The following is a 15836-nucleotide window of genomic DNA, read 5'->3' as shown; positions in this document are numbered from 1 at the left end:
CGTTGACGCCGGGCAACCCGTCGGCGTGAATCTGGTCGACTGTCGAATTACCCGGCGTGTCACCGCGACACGCTCGCGGGATCGCCGAATGCCTTGCGGTAGTTGCGCGGTGCGGTGCCCACCAACCGGGTGAAGTGGTGGCGCAGCGAGGCCACCGAACCGAAGCCGGCTTGCTCGGCGACGCGGTCGATCGGCAGATCGGTGGTTTCCAGCAAACGCTGAGCACGGCGGATGCGGGCGTGCAGAATCCAGTGCAACGCGGTGGTGCCGAGCTGGGTTTCGAAGCGGCGCTGCACCGTTCGAACGCTCAGACCTGCGTGTTCGGCGATATCTGCCAGGGTGAGCTGCTGGGTGATGTGGGCTTCGATCCAGTCGAGCAAGGGGTGCAGTGCGGTGGCGTCCTGTGCCGGGTCGGGGCGGGTGATGAATTGTGCTTGGCCGCCGTCGCGTTGCAGTGGCAGCACCATCTGCCGTGCGGTGTCGCCTGCGATCGCCGAGCCGTAGTCGCGGCGCACCACGTGCAGGCACAGATCCAGGCCCGCGCCCGAACCGGCCGAGGTGAGGATCTGTCCGTTGTCGATGAACAGCACCGAGGGGTCGACCTCGACCCGCGGATATCGCGCGGCGAACAGGTCGGTCAGCCGCCAGTGGGTGGTGGCGCGCAGCCCGTCGAGCAGGCCGGATTCGGCGAGCAGGAAGGCTCCGGTGCAGATGGAAGCGATGATCGCGCCGCGCGCCGCCGCGGCGCGCAGGGCGTCGCTCAGCCGCGGATCGGGGGTGAGCATGCTCTCGGCGCCGGGCACGATCACCACATCCGCCTGTGCCGCGGTCTCGAGCGGCCAGAGCGTGCCGAGTGCGAACAGTTGCTGACCGGCCGCGAGTGCCGTGGTCGCGTCGCCGCACATGCGCACGTCGTAGGCCGGGCGATAGTCGGGCAGCAAGGAGGACGCGAAGACCTGGCCGCCCAGGACGAGGTCGAAGGCGTTCACACCGGCCGGTACGAGGATGGCGACCATCCGCATGTCGCGATCTTAGCGAAAGCTGGCATTGACGCCACTTGTTTGCTGATGGTTTGCTGTAATCATTGAGCGATCAACCGGCGGGACAGGAAGGGCTTGTGATGACCGACATGACAACCGCTCCGCAGGACCGGAGGCGCGCGGCTGTCCGAAGCGATCGCTCCGTCGCGGACCTGCTCGCCGCGGCCGATGAATGTGCGGTGGTCGAACGCTTCTACGAACTCATCTTCTTGCAGGACCACGCGCAGGCGATGGCGCTGGTCACCGCCGACGTGCGATTCCACGCGCCGTGGCAACTGCCCGGCCTGCCCGATATGGTGGTGAGCCGCGACGAACTGCGGGACAGTCTCGACTCCTGGGGCGCCGAACTCTGGCACGCGGGCAACCTCGCCCGCATCACCGTCCGGCCGTTCGCGACGCCGCACCTGTGGTTCGCGACCATCGAGGGCGAATGGACCGCGCGCGAAAGCGAACGCCGATATCACGCCGTCTTCCTCAGCGAGGTCCGTTTCCGGGACGGCCGGATCGCCGGGGTGCAGCAGTATCACAACGCGCTGCACGAGGTCATCGCGTTGGGTGCGGACGTGCCGGGGATCAACGTTCCCGGCTATGGAGTCGGCTCGTACCGGGCCGATGGGACGGATCAGCACGACGCGGCCTGAGCTGCCCGCTACGGTGTTGCCTTAGTCCGGGCCGAACACGGTCCGCGGTCCGAGGAGGCGTTGTGTCGATGATCACGGTTACCCGCGAGGTCGCCGCTACCCCCGACCGGGTCTGGGCGGTGATCACCGATCTGGCACGCACCGCCGAGGTGATTCGCGGCATCACCCGCTTGGAGCGCCTCGACAACGGAGCCGGATTCACCGTCGGCACCAAGTGGCGGGAAACCCGGGTCATGTTCGGTAAAGAAGCCACCGAGACCCTGACGGTCACCGCCCTGGTGCCGGGCCAGACCTACACCACCGAGGCCGATTCGCACGGCACCCACTACCGCTCCATCTTCACGCTCACGGCACAAGGCCAGAACACCCTGCTGGCCATGGGTTTCGAAGGTAAGCCGCACGGCAAGGTCACGCGCACAGCCGCTTTCATCGGTAGGCTCTTCGAAGGTCCCACCCGCCGCATGCTGCAGCGTGATCTCGACGATATCGCCAAGGCCGCGGAGTCCGCTGCCGACTGAGGGAATGCGATGCCGCACACAGGTTTTGCCGGTCGCCGATATGTGATCACCGGGTCCGCTTCCGGTATCGGCGCGGCGACCGCCGCCTTGCTGCGGGAGCGCGATGCGATCGTCATCGGCTGCGATCTGGACAACGCCGAGATCCAGGCCGACCTGTCCACCCCTGCCGGTAGGCAGTCACTGATCGAGCAAGTGCGCGGGCCGATCGACGCTGTTCTGGCCATCGCAGGCGGCGGCAAAACCGGTCTGCTGGAAACGAATTACTTCGGGGCGGTGGCGACCTTGGCCGGGCTGCGGCCGTTGCTGGCGCAGAGTCCGGCACCCCGCGCGGTGGCCGTGTCGTCGACCGCCTCGCTCGCCCCGGCCGACGAACGCATCGTGCAGGCCTGCCTCGACGGCGACGAGGCCGCCGCGGTCGCCTGTCTCGCCGCTGATCCCGCCGCCGGCGGTGTGACCGGCGGCTACGGGATCGCGAAGCGTGCATTGAACCGCTGGGTGCGCAGAGTTGCCCCGACGCGGGAGTGGGCCGGTTCCGGTATCGCCCTCAACGTCGTCGCACCCGGCGTCGTCGACACGCCTGCTGCCGCTTATATTCTCGCCGACCCCGCGATCCGCGCCGCCGTCGAAACCGCTGCGCCGCAACCGTTCGGCGGCTTCCCCGGCCGGCCCGAATGGGTCGCCGACCTCATCTGCTGGCTGGCCGGCGCCGACAATAGATTCGTCACCGGCCAGATCGTCTTCGCCGACGGCGGTTCCGAGGTATCCGCCCTCGGTGATCACCACTGGCGTTGAGCCACCGGTCAATTCGCCGGCGGGCGCAGGTCGAGCAGCTGCTCGAAGAAGCCCCCGATGTTGTTCGCCTGGTCGATCAGGTGGATTTCGAGGATCCAGTGGCAGTGCCGATCTTTGGGGTCGAGGCGGCGCATCGGCAGGGTGGAGCCGGGGGCCACATACGAGGTGACCTGGGTGCCGGAGATCTGTTTGTGCGGGAATTCGCCGACCAGGTGGCCCGCGATCTCGGCGGTGAAGGCCCAGCCCTGGGTGGCGGCCTGGTCGACGACGAACTGGTAGAGCTGGTCGCCGGTGATATCGGGGTGCGCTTCGAAGTAGGCGCGGCCCTGCTCCCACAGCGGTTCGAGCGCGTCGCGCAGGGCCAGTTTCGCCGGGTCGTCACCGAGTACGTAGGTGCGGCCGAAATCGGCTTCCCATTCCTCGAAGATGGGGCCGAAGTCGAGGAAGCAGATGTCGTCGGCTTCGATGACCCGGTTCGGCGGTTTGGCGCTGTACGGCTCGAGCGTGTTCACCCCGGAACGCACGATGCGCTTGTGCCAGAACCGCCGTGTCCCGAACATCTCGTTCGCGAGGTCGCGTACCGCGTCGCTGACTTCCGCCTCGGTCGCGCCCGCCGCGATGATCCCCCGCGCCACCACTTCATCGAACAAAGCCACCGCATTGGCCTCGGCCGCCAGCAGGGCCGAAACCCGCGCCGCCTCGTCCACACCCACCGTCTCCATAATTCGACCCTAACCCGTCGCGCACCGTCCGGTCTGTACGCAGCGGGCACACGCACGAAACGTGCTTCACCTGCCACCGCCACGCACAAAATATGCTTCGGTGGCCGTCTCGGCGCACCATGCGCTCAGGCGATGAGCGTCGCGGTGCCGGAATCGGGTATGCGGCGGGTATGAGCGGACCAGAGATGGATCGAGCGACGGCCGAATCGAAGCTGGAAGAGGCGGATTTCGCCGACGAGCACAGCAAGGCGACCCACGCCGACGAGCACCCGTCCGGCGCCGACTTGGAGACCGACGAATCGACACCGGACGGACACGCGGGAATGGACGGTTAGCGCCGGCGGAACCTGGCCTGCCAGGCGGCGAGTTCGACGGCGGTGCCCGCGGGCAGGTCGAAGCCGGTGTCCTGGCCGAGTACCGACGCGGTCACCGTGCCGTGGTACTTCGAGGGCTGCAGATCCTCCAATGCCCAGCCCTCGCTGAAGGATTCACGGATGAGGGTGTCACTGATCCGCGGCCCGAAGCCGGGCTCGACGTCCGAGAGCGCCAGGATGTGGACCGTTCCGCCCGGCTTGCACAGCGCGTGCAGACTGCGCACGTAGGCGGCGCGGTTCTCCGGTTCGGTACCGAAGATGTGGAACAGCGCGCTGTCCACGATGGTGTCGTAGGTCGGCGCCGCCTGTGTGCCGCCCAGCGCGAGCAGATCCGCCGCCTCGAAGCGCGCGGTCGGAACCCCTTGCGCGGCAGCATTTCTCCGGGCGTATTCGATCGCGCTGGGTGACAGGTCCATGCCGACCACGTCGTACCCGAGCTTGGTCAGCAGGATGGTGTGCTCACCCGCGCCGCACCCGGGATCGAGCACCCGCCCGCGCACCCATCCCGCCCGCTCCAATTCCACGATCGCGGGCTGCGGACGTCCGATCAACCACGGTGCCGCATCCTCGTCGTACACCGCATTCCATTGCTCGACAGATTGAGTCATGTCCCCACTATCGGACCTCAACCGCACTCGAGGTCAACGGCCGAAAATCACTGGAGCGGGGGCGAAATGGTTTTGTACCGTGACCCGCTATGGGCTACGAACATCCGCTGGCGTACCTGCTCGGCCTCGAAGGCATCGCGTTGTTGCGATCGTTCACCGGTGCGCACGATCGGGACTTCGTGGCCGCCCGGATCGCCGAGGTGCGCGAACTGCTGGCCGACGAGACATTGATCGATGCCGCTGTCGAGGTCGAGCAGGTGGACACGGTGGCGGGGTACCGGATCTGGTCGGCGCGTTACGACGAGCCGGGGAACGCGGCTTTCGATATCGACACCCCGGTGGTGCAGCGGCTCGTCGACGCGCTGCCGGTCGGCGCGGTCCTCGATGCCGCGTGCGGGACCGGGCGGCATGCCCGATGGCTGGTCGAGCGCGGTCATCAGGTGGTCGGGGTGGACAGCTCACCCGAGATGCTCGGCAAGGCTCGGGCCCGAGTGCCGCAGGCCGAGTTTCGAACGGGAGATCTGCACGACCTGCCGGTCCACGACGACGCGGTCGATCTGATCGTGTGTGCCCTTGCGCTGAACCATAATTCGGCGTTGGAGCCGATCCTCGCCGAGTTCGCCAGGGTGCTGCGCCCGGGCGGGCATCTGGTGATCGCCGATACGCATCCCGATGCCGTCGCATTCGGCTCGGTACCCACGGTGCGTGACAGCGCCGGACAACCTGGGCGCCTTCCGGTCTACCGCTACCTCGTCGGCGACTACCTGCGTGCCGCACTGCCGCTCGGTTTTCGGCTGCGGCATTGCGAAGAACCGGAGCTGCCGATCGGACCCACGCCGGCGCCGGCCGAAGACCTCGGCCCCTGGGATGTTTGGCCGTGGTCCTTGGCCGCCATGGTGCCCGAGGCCGCGCAGGCGGCTCGAGCGGGCGTGCCCGCCCTGCTCATCTGGGATTTCCAGCTGAGCAGGGACTGACCGGCGGGCTCGGCGGCGTGGTGCGGTGCGAAACCGCAAGCCGGACCGGCACTTCGAGCCCGCCGGGAGCGTCTGGTCAGGCGACGGCGACCAGGCGGGCGGCGTTCGCGGCCTCGTCGTCGGCCGCCTGGTTGGCGGTCAGTTCGGCTTGGACGCGATCCCGGTACCTGGTGAGTTCCCGCTCGGCGTCCGCGGTGTCCCAGCCGAGGTGCGGGCCGATCAGGAGCGCGACCTCGGGCGCCGCGAGCAATCCGCGGTCGGACGCCTCGATCGAGATCCGGGTACGCCGGGTGAGCACATCATCGAGATGCAGTGCGCCCTCGTGGGTTACGGCGTACACCACCTCGGCGGCCAGGTACTGCTCGGCGCCGGGCAGTGATTCGGCCAGGGCCCGATCCGCCGCGATCAACTCGAACAGGTCGTGCGCACCGGAACCGTACCGGCCGAGCAGGTGCTCGACCGTGGCCTTGGGCAGGCCGACGCGCTGCGCCAGGCTGTCCAGATCGGCCAGCATCTCTTGGTAGCCCACCGCACCGAGGATCGGCAGCTTGTCGGTGACCGACGGTGCGACGGCGCGGCCGAGGCCCTTGACCGCGGCGTCGACGACGTCGGCGGCCATCACCCGGTAGGTGGTGTACTTGCCGCCCGCGATCACGAACAGACCCGGAACCGGTTCGGCGACTGCGTGTTCCCGCGAGAGCGTGGAGGTGTCGCTGGACGCGCCGGACAGCAGCGGACGCAGCCCGGCGTAGGTGCCGACGATGTCGTCCCGGGTCAGCGGCTCGCGCAGCACCGCGTTCACGTGGTCGAGAATGTATTGCACGTCGGCATTGCTCGCGGCCGGATGATCCTTGTCCAGCGACCAATCGGTGTCGGTGGTGCCGATGATCCAGTGGTTGTGCCACGGGATCACGAACAGCACGCTCTTCTCGGTGCGCATGATCAGGCCGGTGTCCAGGTCGAGCCGCTCGCGCGGCACCAGGATGTGCACGCCCTTGGACATCCGCACGTGGAACGGGAATTCGACGCCCGTCATGCGGTTCATCTCATCGGTCCACACGCCGGTCGCGCTGATCACGCGACGGGCTCGCACGGTGTGTTCGCGGCCGGTCTCCAGATCGGTCACCTGCGCGCCGATCACCCGCTCGCCGTCGCGCAGCAGCCCGGTGACCTTGGTGCGGGTCAGCACCGTGGCGCCGTGCTGGGCCGCGGTGCGCGCGATCATCATGGTGTGGCGCGCGTCGTCGACCTGCGCGTCGAAGTAGCGGATCGCGCCGGTCATCGAATCCTCGCGCAGCGCGGGCGCCAATTCCAGTGCGCGCGTGCGGCTCAGGTGCCGGTGCATGGGCAGCGCCCGCGCACCGCCGATGGTGTCGTACAGCGCGACGCCCGCACCGATGTAGGCCCGCTCCCAGACCCGGTGCTGCAGCGGCAGCAGGAACGACACCGGGCGGACCAGGTGCGGGGCCAGCTTGTTCAGCAGCAGGCCCCGCTCCTTCAACGCCTCACGCACCAACCAGAAGTCGAGCTGTTCGAGATAGCGCAGGCCGCCGTGGATGAGCTTGCTGGAACGGCTCGAGGTGCCCGCGGCGAAATCCCTGGCCTCCACCAGGGTGACGCTCAGGCCGCGGGACGCGGCGTCGAGCGCGGCACCGGCGCCGACCACGCCGCCGCCGATCACCAGCACATCGATGTCGTTGTCGCCCAGGGCATCAACCGCGCGGGCGCGGTAGCTCGGATCCAATCTCGCGGACATTGCATTCTCCTTCTTCGGTGATAAGTCGCCAAGCGCCGACGAGCTACTCGTCGACGTCGATCCAGTCGAGGGTGCGCGCCACGGCCTTCTTCCAGCGGGCGTAGCCGCGTTCGCGCTGCTCCTCGGTCCCGGTGGGGTTCCAGCGCTTGTCCTCGTGCCAGTTCTGCACGAGTTCGTCTGTGCTGCTCCAGAATCCGACCGCGAGTCCGGCCGCGTAGGCGGCGCCGAGCGCGGTGGTCTCCGCGACCACCGGGCGTGACACCGGGACGCCGAGGAAGTCGGCTTGCAGCTGCATGCACAGCTCGTTGGCGGTGACGCCGCCGTCCACCCGCAGCACGTCGAGCTGCACGCCGGAGTCGGCCTGCATGGCTTCGACGACGTCACGGGTCTGGTAGCAAATGGATTCCAGCGTCGCCCGCGCCAGGTGGGCGTTGGTGCTGAACCGGGAGAGCCCGACGATCGCGCCGCGCGCGTCGGAACGCCAATACGGTGCGAACAGCCCGGAGAACGCGGGCACGAAGTACACTCCGCCGTTGTCCTCGACCTGCCGGGCCAGCGATTCGCTTTGCGACGCACCGGAAATGATGCCCAGCTGGTCGCGCAGCCACTGCACCGCCGAACCGGTCACCGCGATCGAGCCCTCCAGCGCGTACACCGGCTTGTCGTCGCCGAGCCGGTAGGCCACCGTGGTGAGCAGGCCGTGCTCGGAGCGCACGATATCGGTGCCGGTGTTGAGCAGCAGGAAGTTTCCGGTGCCGTAGGTGTTCTTCGCCTCGCCCGGCCGGAAACACACCTGGCCGACCGTGGCCGCCTGCTGATCGCCCAGCACGCCCGCCAGCGGCACCTCGCCACCGAACGGGCCGTCGGCCCTGGTCTTTCCGAACAGTTCGGGGTTCGACGACGGGGCGATGGTGGGCAGCATCGAGCGCGGAATCCCGAAGATGGACAACAGTTCGTCGTCCCAGTCCAGGGTCTCCAGGTTCATCAGCATGGTGCGGCTGGCGTTGGTCGGATCCGTGACGTGCACGCCGCCGTCGACCCCGCCGGTCAGGTTCCACAGCAGCCAGCTGTCGGTGGTGCCGAAGATCGCCTCGCCGCGTTCGGCCGCCTCGGCGACACCGGCGACGTTGTCCAGGATCCAGCGCAGCTTGCCGCCGGAAAAGTAAGTGGCAGGCGGCAATCCGGCCTTGTGCCGGATTGTGTCGCCGTGGCCGGCCCGCTCCAGTTCCGCCGCGATGCGATCGGTACGGGTGTCCTGCCAGACGATGGCGTTGCAGTACGGGCGGCCGGTGCGGCGGTTCCACACGACGGTGGTCTCGCGCTGGTTGGTGACGCCGACCGCGGCCAGATCGCTCGCCTGCAGATCGGCCTTGGTGAGCGTGCTCTGGATGACCGCGCGGGTGCGCTCCCAGATCTCGGTCGGGTCGTGTTCCACCCAGCCGGCCTGCGGCAGGATCTGCTGATGTTCGAGCTGGTGGCGGGCGATCTCGTTGCCGCTGTGATCGAACACCATGAAGCGGGTGCTCGTGGTGCCCTGGTCGATGGCGCCGACATACTGGGTCATCGGTGGTCCTTTCGGGGAAAGCTGTGGAAAGAGAAAGGTATTCAGAAAAGGACCTGTGCGGCCAGACCCGCGAGCACGCCGCCGAGCAGCGGGCCGACGATGGGCACCCAGGCATAACCCCAGTCGGAGTTCTTGCGGCCCGGCAGATCGGTGGGGCCTGGATCGGCCCGGAGCTCGGCCGCGCCGCCGCCGACGGTGGCGGGCTCGCGCACCGGCCGGACGGCGGCGCCCTTGCTCACCGGCAGCAGCGCGTGCGCCAGCCGTGGGCCGAGGTCGCGCGCCGGGTTGATGGCGTAGCCGGTGGGCCCGCCGAGCGAGGCGCCGATGCCGACCACCAGCAGCGCGGCGGCGAGCGGGCCGAGGCCGGTGGCGGTGTGGCCCATGGCCAGCAGCACCAGCACGAGCGCGAAGGTGGCGATCACCTCGGTGGCGAAGTTCCAGGACAGCCCGCGGATCGCGGGGCCGGTGGCGAAGACGCCCAGCTTCTTCTCGTCGTCGGTTTCCTCGTCGAAGTGCCGCTTGTACGCGACGTAGGCGAGGTTCGCGCCGACGAAGGCGCCGACCAACTGACCGAGAATGTAGGCGAGCGTGGTGGCGACGGTGATCTCGACGCCGGCGGTGTACTCGTCCGCGCCGCTGGCCAGCACGCCGATCGTGTACGCAGGGTTCAGGTGACCGCCCGTTTTGTAGGCGACGTAGACACCGGCGAGCACGCCCAGACCCCACCCGAAGTTGATCAACAGCCAGCCGCCGTCGAAGCCCTTGGATTTGGTCAGCAATACGTTCGCGACTACGCCGACACCGAGTAAGACCAGCATCCCTGTGCCGAGTGCCTCACTCAGGAAGATCGAGCCGAAGTTCATCGTTGAGTCTCCGTTCGCCCGTGGTCGCCCCACGCGACCCTGCGCATCGAGACGTTACGACCCGGCCGCGAACCCGGACATAGTGCGCGTTCGACAATGCCGAACGGTGCGCCTGGCTGCCCCCAGCTGCTGCCGCTAGTGTCGGGCGGCCGAGGAAGCGGGCATGACGCACGTCACACTGAGCGCCGGGAGTGTTGCTGTTTGTTCACCGTATGTTCGACATTGTCGAATCCGGCCGCTAGTTTCGGGGCATGCCCGGACCGATCCAGTCGATCGAGCGAGCGGCGGCCATCCTGCGCCTGCTCGCCCGCGGCGCAGGCCGGCTCGGCGTCGGCGAAATCGCGGGCGCGCTCGGTCTCGCCAAACCCACCGCGCACGGCATCCTGCGCACGCTGCAAGGTGTCGGTTTCGTCGAGCAGGATCCGGCGACCGGTAAATACCAGCTCGGTGCGGCCCTCGTGCACCTCGGCACCAGCTACCTGGATGCCAACGAGCTACGTTCGCGCGCTATCAATTGGGCGGACGCCCTCGCGGCGCGCACCGGCGAAGCCGTGCGCATCGGCGCACCGGTCGATGGCAGCGTGGTGGTGGTGCACCACGTCTTTCGCCCCGACAACTCCGAACAGGCGCTCGAACTGGGCGAACTGCTCCCGCCGCACGCGACCGCCCTGGGCAAGGTGCTGCTCGCCTACGACGCCGATCTCCTGGCGGACATGCGCGGCACCGACCTGCCCTCGCTCACCAGGCGCACGATCATCGACCGCACGGTCCTCACCCGGACGCTCGCCGCGGTCCGGCAGGCGGGCTGGGCGGGCGATACCGAGGAATACCGGCCGGGCGAGGCGGGCATCGCGGCGCCGATCCGCGCGCACGGCGGGCTCGTGGTGGGCGCCATCGGCATCAGCGGACCGGTCGACCGGCTCTGCGACGCGCAATTACGACACCGGGCCGCCCTGGTCGGGCAGGTACGCGACGCCGCGCACGCGGTCTCGCGGGATCTGGGCGGCGGACACTGACGTACTGACCCATCGCAGGAGAGGACGCGGATGACCCAACGTTTCGTGCTGGCGATCGATCAGGGCACCACCTCCACCAGGTGCATCCTGTTCGATCAGCGCGCGCGCCTGGTGGGCGTCGCGCAACGCGAGCACAAGCAGCACTATCCGCGGCCCGGCTGGATCGAGCAGGACGCGATGGAGATCTGGCGCAATGTCGACCGGATCGTGCCGCAGGCCCTGCGGGACTCCGGCACCGCCGCCGAACAGGTGGCGGCCCTCGGCATCGCGAATCAGCGCGAGACCACGGTGGTGTGGGACCGCCGCACCGGCGCACCGATCCGGCGCGCCATCGTCTGGCAGGACGTGCGCACCGAGGATCTGGTCCGCGAGTACGAGGAAAAGCCTGGCGCACACCGCATCCGGGAGCTGTGCGGGCTACCGCTGGCCACCTACTTCGCGGCGCCGCGGCTGCGCTGGCTGCTCGATTCCATTCCCGGACTGCAGGAACGGGCCGAGCGCGGTGAGGTGCTGTTCGGCACCATGGAGACCTGGCTGATCTGGAATCTCACCGGCGGCGTCGACGGCGGCCTGCACCTGACCGATGTCACCAACGCCAGCCGCACCCTGCTGATGAACCTCACGACGCTCACCTGGGATCCGGAGCTGCTGGGCTTCTTCGGTATTCCCGCCGCCATGCTGCCGCGGATCCAGCCCTCGACCGCGTCCTACGGGACCACCCGCCGCGTCGTGCCCGGGATCCCGATCGCCGCCGCGCTCGGTGATCAGCATGCCGCGCTGTTCGGTCAAACCTGTTTCGCGCGTGGGGAAACCAAGTGCACCTACGGCACGGGTGGGTTCCTCATGATGAACACCGGCCGCGAACTGGTGCAGTCCTCGCACGGTCTGCTCACCACCATCGGCTACCAGATCGGCGACGAGAAGCCGGTGTACGCGCTGGAGGGGCCGATCGCGGTGACCGGCTCGCTGGTGCAGTGGGTACGCGACAACATCGGCCTGGTCACCAGTGCCCCGGAGATCGAAACCCTCGCCCGCACAGTGCAGGACAACGGTGGCTGCTACATCGTGCCCGCCTTCTCCGGGCTGTATGCGCCGCACTGGCGCAGTGACGCGCGTGGTCTCATCGCCGGTCTCACGTCCTATATCACCAAGGGTCACATCGCGCGGGCCGTGCTGGAGGCGACGGCGTGGCAGACCCGTGAGGTGGTCGACGCGATGAACGCCGACTCCGGTTTACAAGCCCGCGCCTTGCGCGTCGACGGCGGCATGACCTCGGACAACCTGCTCATGCAGATCGTGGCCGACGTGCTGGATCTGCCCGTCATGCGCCCGTTCGTCGCCGAAACCGTTTCGCTCGGAGCGGCTTACGCCGCCGGTCTGGCCGTCGGCTACTGGCCGGACCTGGAGGGCCTGCGCAACAACTGGCGCCTGGCCGCCCAGTGGGTACCCCAAATGGACCCGCTGCACCGCGCCGACGAGTACGAGAACTGGCAGCGCGCAGTGCAATTGACTTTCGGCTGGCTCCGCTCGAAGCGCCGCCGCGACGAAGCGCGAACGCGTTGAGTACCGGGGAGCCGGAACAGAATTTCGACACCACGGTGGGGATCATGCGAGGTTCTGGGCGTGGAGAGGGTTGAATAGAGGGGATCGGCTATTGGCGGCCGATCGGAGGAGGCTCGACGAATGAGTCAGGAAAGCGGGCAAGGGTCGGGGCTGTTCAGCCACGACACCATTCCCATCCAGGTGTATAAGCCTGCCGAGAGCAGTGAAGTACATCATCAGCCGGTGTTCAGTAGGGCCGAGGACGGCTCCGGTTCTGTTGTCGGGGAGGTCGCTCCGCCGCACGCCTGACGCCGGACATGACGCGCGAGCCCCCGCATCTCGAGGAGATGCGGGGGCTCGAGCCGTTCCCGGGGCCGTATCTTTCGGCCTAAGTGAATCATCGATAGCGTACATGGTGCTCTTGACCAGGAATTTTCGCGATTTCCAAGATGCTCATCGCATTGTGCTGTTCAATAAGTGAACATTCGCTAGTCAATGTTGATGGGACGGGCATGAGCAGACGTGCAGTCGTGGCGGGCGTGGGGATGATCCCGTTCACCACCCCGAGCCGCAGCGAGACCTACGACGTCATGGGCACCAGAGCGGCGCGGGCCGCACTGCTCGACGCCGACCTCGACTACTCCCGTATCCAGCAGGCCTACGCCGGCTACGTCTACGGCGATTCGACCTGCGGGCAGGCGGTGATCTACGGGCTCGGCCAGACCGGTATCCCGGTGATCAACGTCAACAACAACTGCTCGACGGGTTCGTCGGCGTTGTTCCTCGCCCGCCAGGCGGTCGAGTCCGGCGCGGCGGACGCGGTGCTGGCGGTGGGCTTCGAGCAGATGCAGCGCGGTGCGCTCGCGCGCGGTTACGCCGACCGGCCGAGCCCGTTCGCCCGCTTCGACGAGGTGATGGACGAGATCCAGGAACGCGATGAATCTCCTTTCGCCGCACAGATGTTCGGCGGTGCGGGGCGGACCTATGCCGAGCGCTACGGCACCGCGCCGGAGACCTTCGCGAAGATCTCGGTGAAATCGCGCAGGCATGCGGCGAACAATCCGTTCGCGGTCTTCCGCGACCCGCTGACGGTCGGTGAAGTGCTCGCCTCCCCGCACATCTACGGTCCACTGACCCGATTGCAATGCTGTCCGCCCACCTGTGGCGCCGCCGCGGCGGTGCTCGTCAGCGCAGAGTTCGCCGAAGCCAACGGCATCGATCGCTCGGTCGTGATCCGGGCGCAGGCGATGACCACCGATTTCCCGTCCACCTTCGAGCAGAAGGACATGACGAAGATCGTCGGCTACGACATGACCAAGGCTGCGGCACACCAGGTTTACGAAGCCTCCGGTGTCGCGCCGACCGATATCCGGGTGGTCGAACTGCACGACTGCTTCACCGCCAACGAGCTGCTCACCTACGAGGCGCTCGGCCTCACGCCGGAGGGGACCGCGGAGCAGTTCGTCAACGACGGCGACAACACCTACGGCGGACGGGTGGTCACCAATCCCTCGGGCGGCCTGCTGTCCAAGGGACATCCGCTCGGTGCGACCGGACTCGCGCAATGCGCCGAGCTGGTCTGGCAATTGCGCGGCGAGGCCGAAGGCCGTCAGGTCGCCGACGACCTGAAAATCGCGCTGCAGCACAACATCGGCCTCGGCGGCGCGGCCGTGGTGACCCTGTACGAGAAGGTGAGTTGAGCGCATGCCCGTGGACCCGAACGTGATCGGCACACAACTGCCGCCGAGCAGCCTGACGGTGGAGGCGGGGCGACTGCGCTTCTTCGCCAAGGCGATCGGCGAGACCAACCCGATCTACACCGACCTCGCCGCCGCGCAGGCGGCGGGCTATCCGAATCTGCCGGTGCCGCCGACCTTTCTGTTCGGCATCGAGCTGGACAGCCCGGATTCGTTCGGCTGGCTCGGCGATCTCGGCGTCGACCTGCGCCGGGTGCTGCACGGCGAGCAGTCGTTCGTCTATCACAGCACCGCGGTGGCGGGTGACGTGCTGACCGCGACGCCGACCATCGGCAATGTGTACAGCAAGAAGGGCGGCGCGCTGGAGTTCATCGAGAAGACCTCCACCGTGACGCGCGCCGACGGCACCCTGGTCGCCGAGCTGAAATCCGTGATCGTCGTCCGCAACCCGGAGGTCACCGCGCCATGACTGGTCTCGCGTCCATCGAAGTCGGCACCGAGTTGGCGCCGCTGCGCCTCGCGCCGATCACCCGAACCACCTTGGCGCTGTTCGCCGGTGCCTCCGGCGACCACAACCCGATCCACATCGACCTCGACGTGGCGAAGTCCGCCGGGCTCGACGACGTCTTCGCGCACGGCATGTTGTCGATGGCCTATCTGGGCAGGCTGGTCTCGGATCGGTTCGGCCCGCGGGCGATCCGCGCGTATCGGGTGCGCTTCGCCGCGATCACGCCGGTGCATGCCCAGCCGACCGCGACCGGCAAGGTCGTCGCGATCGATGAGGTGGACGGCGAGCGCCGCGCCACCCTGGACCTGGCCGTCGTCCTCGCCGACGGCACGGTCACCCTCCTCGGCGACGCCGTCGTCGCACTCTGAAAGGATTTGCAGCACATGGGAACTCTGGATGGCAAGGTCGCCATTGTGTCCGGCTCCGGTCGCGGGATCGGCCGGGAGATCGCGCTGAAGCTCGCCGCGGAGGGCGCGCGGGTGGTGGTGAACGACCTCGATCCGGAACCGGCGAAGCAAACCCTCGCGGCTATCGAAGCCGCGGGCGGACAGGCGGTTTCGTGTGTCGGCAGTGTCACCGAAGAGGGCTTCGCCGAGCGGTTCGTGCAGACCGCGGTGGACGAGTTCGGCGGACTGGACATCATCGTCAACAATGCCGGCTACACCTGGGATTCGGTGATCCAGAAGATGACCGACGAGCAGTGGGACGCCATCCTCGACGTGCATCTCAAGGCCCCGTTCCGGATCCTGCGGGCCGCGCAGCCGGTGATCGCCGCGGCCGCGAAGCGGGCCAAGGAGGCGGGCGAGCCGGTGCCGTGCCGCAAGGTGGTCAATATTTCCTCGCTGGCCGGCACGGGCGGCAATGCGGGACAGGCGAACTACTCCTCGGGCAAGGCCGGGATCATCGGTCTCACCAAAGCCATGTCCAAAGAATGGGGCCGCTACAACGTGACCGTGAACGCGGTCGCGTTCGGCTTGATCAAGACCCGGCTCACCGAGGCGCCGGCGGGCACCGGCGGCACGATCGACGTGGCGGGCAAGGAGATCAAGGTCGGCGTCAACCCGAACCTGCTCGCCGCGATGGAGCAGATGGTGCCGCTCGGGCGCGGCGGGACGCCGGAAGAGGCGGCGGGTGCGGTCTACCTGTTCTGCATTCCGGAATCGGATTACGTCAGCGGGCAGACCCTGGTCTGCGGCGGCGGCTTCAACATCTAGGACGACG

The 15836-nt window shown here is 68.0% G+C and carries 17 protein-coding genes; 11 read left to right on the top strand and 6 right to left on the bottom strand.

The annotated features are described in order from the left end of the window. Positions 1-59: 59 nt before the first annotated feature. Positions 60-1022, bottom strand: a complete 963-nt coding sequence (locus NVU01S_RS08370) for a GlxA family transcriptional regulator (RefSeq protein WP_043663198.1) — start codon at positions 1020-1022, stop codon at positions 60-62. A gap of 98 nt (positions 1023-1120) precedes the next feature. Here NVU01S_RS08370 and NVU01S_RS44150 point away from each other — a divergent pair, with 98 nt between their 5' ends. The 3 genes from NVU01S_RS44150 (at position 1121) to NVU01S_RS08355 (ending at position 2991) form a co-directional block, all read left to right on the top strand. Then, complete coding sequence (locus NVU01S_RS44150; protein ID WP_043663201.1) at positions 1121-1681, top strand: nuclear transport factor 2 family protein; 561 nt, start codon at positions 1121-1123, stop codon at positions 1679-1681. 68 nt (positions 1682-1749) lie between these two features. Further along, positions 1750-2199, top strand: a complete 450-nt coding sequence (locus NVU01S_RS44145; RefSeq protein WP_043663204.1) for an SRPBCC family protein — start codon at positions 1750-1752, stop codon at positions 2197-2199. 9 nt (positions 2200-2208) lie between these two features. Continuing rightward, positions 2209-2991: an SDR family oxidoreductase gene (locus tag NVU01S_RS08355; protein WP_043663207.1), complete on the top strand. Its 783-nt coding sequence runs from the start codon at positions 2209-2211 to the stop codon at positions 2989-2991. An 8-nt stretch (positions 2992-2999) separates the two neighbouring features. On the opposite strand, the gene NVU01S_RS08350 is transcribed toward NVU01S_RS08355, so the two are convergent. Next, complete coding sequence (locus NVU01S_RS08350; protein WP_043663210.1) at positions 3000-3713, bottom strand: M24 family metallopeptidase; 714 nt, start codon at positions 3711-3713, stop codon at positions 3000-3002. A 170-nt stretch (positions 3714-3883) separates the two neighbouring features. Between NVU01S_RS08350 and NVU01S_RS43285 the strand changes: the two genes are divergently transcribed. Continuing rightward, the gene (locus NVU01S_RS43285) at positions 3884-4048 is read left to right on the top strand and encodes a hypothetical protein (protein ID WP_156161378.1); all 165 of its coding nucleotides are present in this window, start codon (positions 3884-3886) and stop codon (positions 4046-4048) included. Here the strand turns inward: NVU01S_RS43285 and NVU01S_RS08345 are convergent. Then, positions 4045-4695, bottom strand: a complete 651-nt coding sequence (locus NVU01S_RS08345; RefSeq protein ID WP_043663213.1) for an SAM-dependent methyltransferase — start codon at positions 4693-4695, stop codon at positions 4045-4047. The two genes, NVU01S_RS43285 and NVU01S_RS08345, sit on opposite strands and share 4 nt — an antisense overlap. Before the next feature lie 89 nt (positions 4696-4784). Between NVU01S_RS08345 and NVU01S_RS08340 the strand changes: the two genes are divergently transcribed. Next, positions 4785-5669: a class I SAM-dependent methyltransferase gene (locus tag NVU01S_RS08340; protein ID WP_043663217.1), complete on the top strand. Its 885-nt coding sequence runs from the start codon at positions 4785-4787 to the stop codon at positions 5667-5669. Between the two features lie 76 nt (positions 5670-5745). Here NVU01S_RS08340 and glpD read toward each other — a convergent pair whose 3' ends face one another. From glpD to NVU01S_RS08325, 3 genes are read right to left on the bottom strand one after another with little or no spacing between them, the layout of a single operon-like run. Next, entirely contained in the window at positions 5746-7425 is a 1680-nt protein-coding gene (gene glpD, locus NVU01S_RS08335; protein WP_043663221.1) for a glycerol-3-phosphate dehydrogenase, read from the bottom strand. A 43-nt stretch (positions 7426-7468) separates the two neighbouring features. Next, a complete protein-coding gene (glpK, locus tag NVU01S_RS08330; protein ID WP_043663224.1) occupies positions 7469-8989 on the bottom strand; it encodes a glycerol kinase GlpK in 1521 nt (506 codons plus the stop codon). Positions 8990-9030: 41 nt separating this feature from the next. Further along, on the bottom strand, positions 9031-9852 hold the full coding sequence (locus NVU01S_RS08325) for an MIP/aquaporin family protein (protein ID WP_043663228.1): 822 nt from the start codon (positions 9850-9852) through the stop codon (positions 9031-9033). A gap of 251 nt (positions 9853-10103) precedes the next feature. Here NVU01S_RS08325 and NVU01S_RS08320 point away from each other — a divergent pair, with 251 nt between their 5' ends. The 6 genes from NVU01S_RS08320 to NVU01S_RS08295 all read left to right on the top strand — a co-directional run bounded on the left by NVU01S_RS08320 (position 10104) and on the right by NVU01S_RS08295 (position 15829). Beyond that, complete coding sequence (locus NVU01S_RS08320) at positions 10104-10868, top strand: IclR family transcriptional regulator (RefSeq protein ID WP_042264222.1); 765 nt, start codon at positions 10104-10106, stop codon at positions 10866-10868. Between the two features lie 30 nt (positions 10869-10898). Then, complete coding sequence (gene glpK, locus NVU01S_RS08315) at positions 10899-12431, top strand: glycerol kinase GlpK (RefSeq protein ID WP_043663232.1); 1533 nt, start codon at positions 10899-10901, stop codon at positions 12429-12431. A gap of 491 nt (positions 12432-12922) precedes the next feature. Then, positions 12923-14110 carry a lipid-transfer protein gene (locus NVU01S_RS08310; RefSeq protein ID WP_043663235.1) on the top strand — a complete coding sequence of 396 codons (1188 nt, stop codon included), beginning with the start codon at positions 12923-12925 and terminating at the stop codon, positions 14108-14110. Positions 14111-14114: 4 nt separating this feature from the next. Beyond that, a complete protein-coding gene (locus NVU01S_RS08305) occupies positions 14115-14576 on the top strand; it encodes a MaoC family dehydratase N-terminal domain-containing protein (protein WP_043663238.1) in 462 nt (153 codons plus the stop codon). Then, entirely contained in the window at positions 14573-14983 is a 411-nt protein-coding gene (locus NVU01S_RS08300; protein ID WP_043663241.1) for a MaoC/PaaZ C-terminal domain-containing protein, read from the top strand. The genes NVU01S_RS08305 and NVU01S_RS08300 overlap by 4 nt, the downstream gene beginning before the upstream one ends. Before the next feature lie 15 nt (positions 14984-14998). After that, positions 14999-15829, top strand: coding sequence for an SDR family NAD(P)-dependent oxidoreductase (locus NVU01S_RS08295; protein WP_043663244.1), 831 nt, complete (start codon positions 14999-15001; stop codon positions 15827-15829). The last annotated feature ends 7 nt before the right edge of the window (positions 15830-15836 follow it).

The organism is Nocardia vulneris (genome assembly GCF_001613425.1).
Taxonomy (GTDB): Bacteria; Actinomycetota; Actinomycetes; order Mycobacteriales; family Mycobacteriaceae; genus Nocardia; species Nocardia vulneris.
This window is presented reverse-complemented; position numbering and strand designations above follow the sequence as displayed.

What these genes read in the sequence shown, in the direction of transcription:
- NVU01S_RS08370 (WP_043663198.1), bottom strand. Translation starts at nt 1,022, where the DNA reads ATGCGGATGGTCGCCATCCTCGTACCGGCCGGTGTGAACGCCTTCGAC.
- NVU01S_RS44150 (WP_043663201.1), top strand. Translation starts at nt 1,121, where the DNA reads ATGACCGACATGACAACCGCTCCGCAGGACCGGAGGCGCGCGGCTGTC.
- NVU01S_RS44145 (WP_043663204.1), top strand. Translation starts at nt 1,750, where the DNA reads ATGATCACGGTTACCCGCGAGGTCGCCGCTACCCCCGACCGGGTCTGG.
- NVU01S_RS08355 (WP_043663207.1), top strand. Translation starts at nt 2,209, where the DNA reads ATGCCGCACACAGGTTTTGCCGGTCGCCGATATGTGATCACCGGGTCC.
- NVU01S_RS08350 (WP_043663210.1), bottom strand. Translation starts at nt 3,713, where the DNA reads ATGGAGACGGTGGGTGTGGACGAGGCGGCGCGGGTTTCGGCCCTGCTG.
- NVU01S_RS43285 (WP_156161378.1), top strand. Translation starts at nt 3,884, where the DNA reads ATGAGCGGACCAGAGATGGATCGAGCGACGGCCGAATCGAAGCTGGAA.
- NVU01S_RS08345 (WP_043663213.1), bottom strand. Translation starts at nt 4,695, where the DNA reads ATGACTCAATCTGTCGAGCAATGGAATGCGGTGTACGACGAGGATGCG.
- NVU01S_RS08340 (WP_043663217.1), top strand. Translation starts at nt 4,785, where the DNA reads ATGGGCTACGAACATCCGCTGGCGTACCTGCTCGGCCTCGAAGGCATC.
- glpD (WP_043663221.1), bottom strand. Translation starts at nt 7,425, where the DNA reads ATGTCCGCGAGATTGGATCCGAGCTACCGCGCCCGCGCGGTTGATGCC.
- glpK (WP_043663224.1), bottom strand. Translation starts at nt 8,989, where the DNA reads ATGACCCAGTATGTCGGCGCCATCGACCAGGGCACCACGAGCACCCGC.
- NVU01S_RS08325 (WP_043663228.1), bottom strand. Translation starts at nt 9,852, where the DNA reads ATGAACTTCGGCTCGATCTTCCTGAGTGAGGCACTCGGCACAGGGATG.
- NVU01S_RS08320 (WP_042264222.1), top strand. Translation starts at nt 10,104, where the DNA reads ATGCCCGGACCGATCCAGTCGATCGAGCGAGCGGCGGCCATCCTGCGC.
- glpK (WP_043663232.1), top strand. Translation starts at nt 10,899, where the DNA reads ATGACCCAACGTTTCGTGCTGGCGATCGATCAGGGCACCACCTCCACC.
- NVU01S_RS08310 (WP_043663235.1), top strand. Translation starts at nt 12,923, where the DNA reads ATGAGCAGACGTGCAGTCGTGGCGGGCGTGGGGATGATCCCGTTCACC.
- NVU01S_RS08305 (WP_043663238.1), top strand. Translation starts at nt 14,115, where the DNA reads ATGCCCGTGGACCCGAACGTGATCGGCACACAACTGCCGCCGAGCAGC.
- NVU01S_RS08300 (WP_043663241.1), top strand. Translation starts at nt 14,573, where the DNA reads ATGACTGGTCTCGCGTCCATCGAAGTCGGCACCGAGTTGGCGCCGCTG.
- NVU01S_RS08295 (WP_043663244.1), top strand. Translation starts at nt 14,999, where the DNA reads ATGGGAACTCTGGATGGCAAGGTCGCCATTGTGTCCGGCTCCGGTCGC.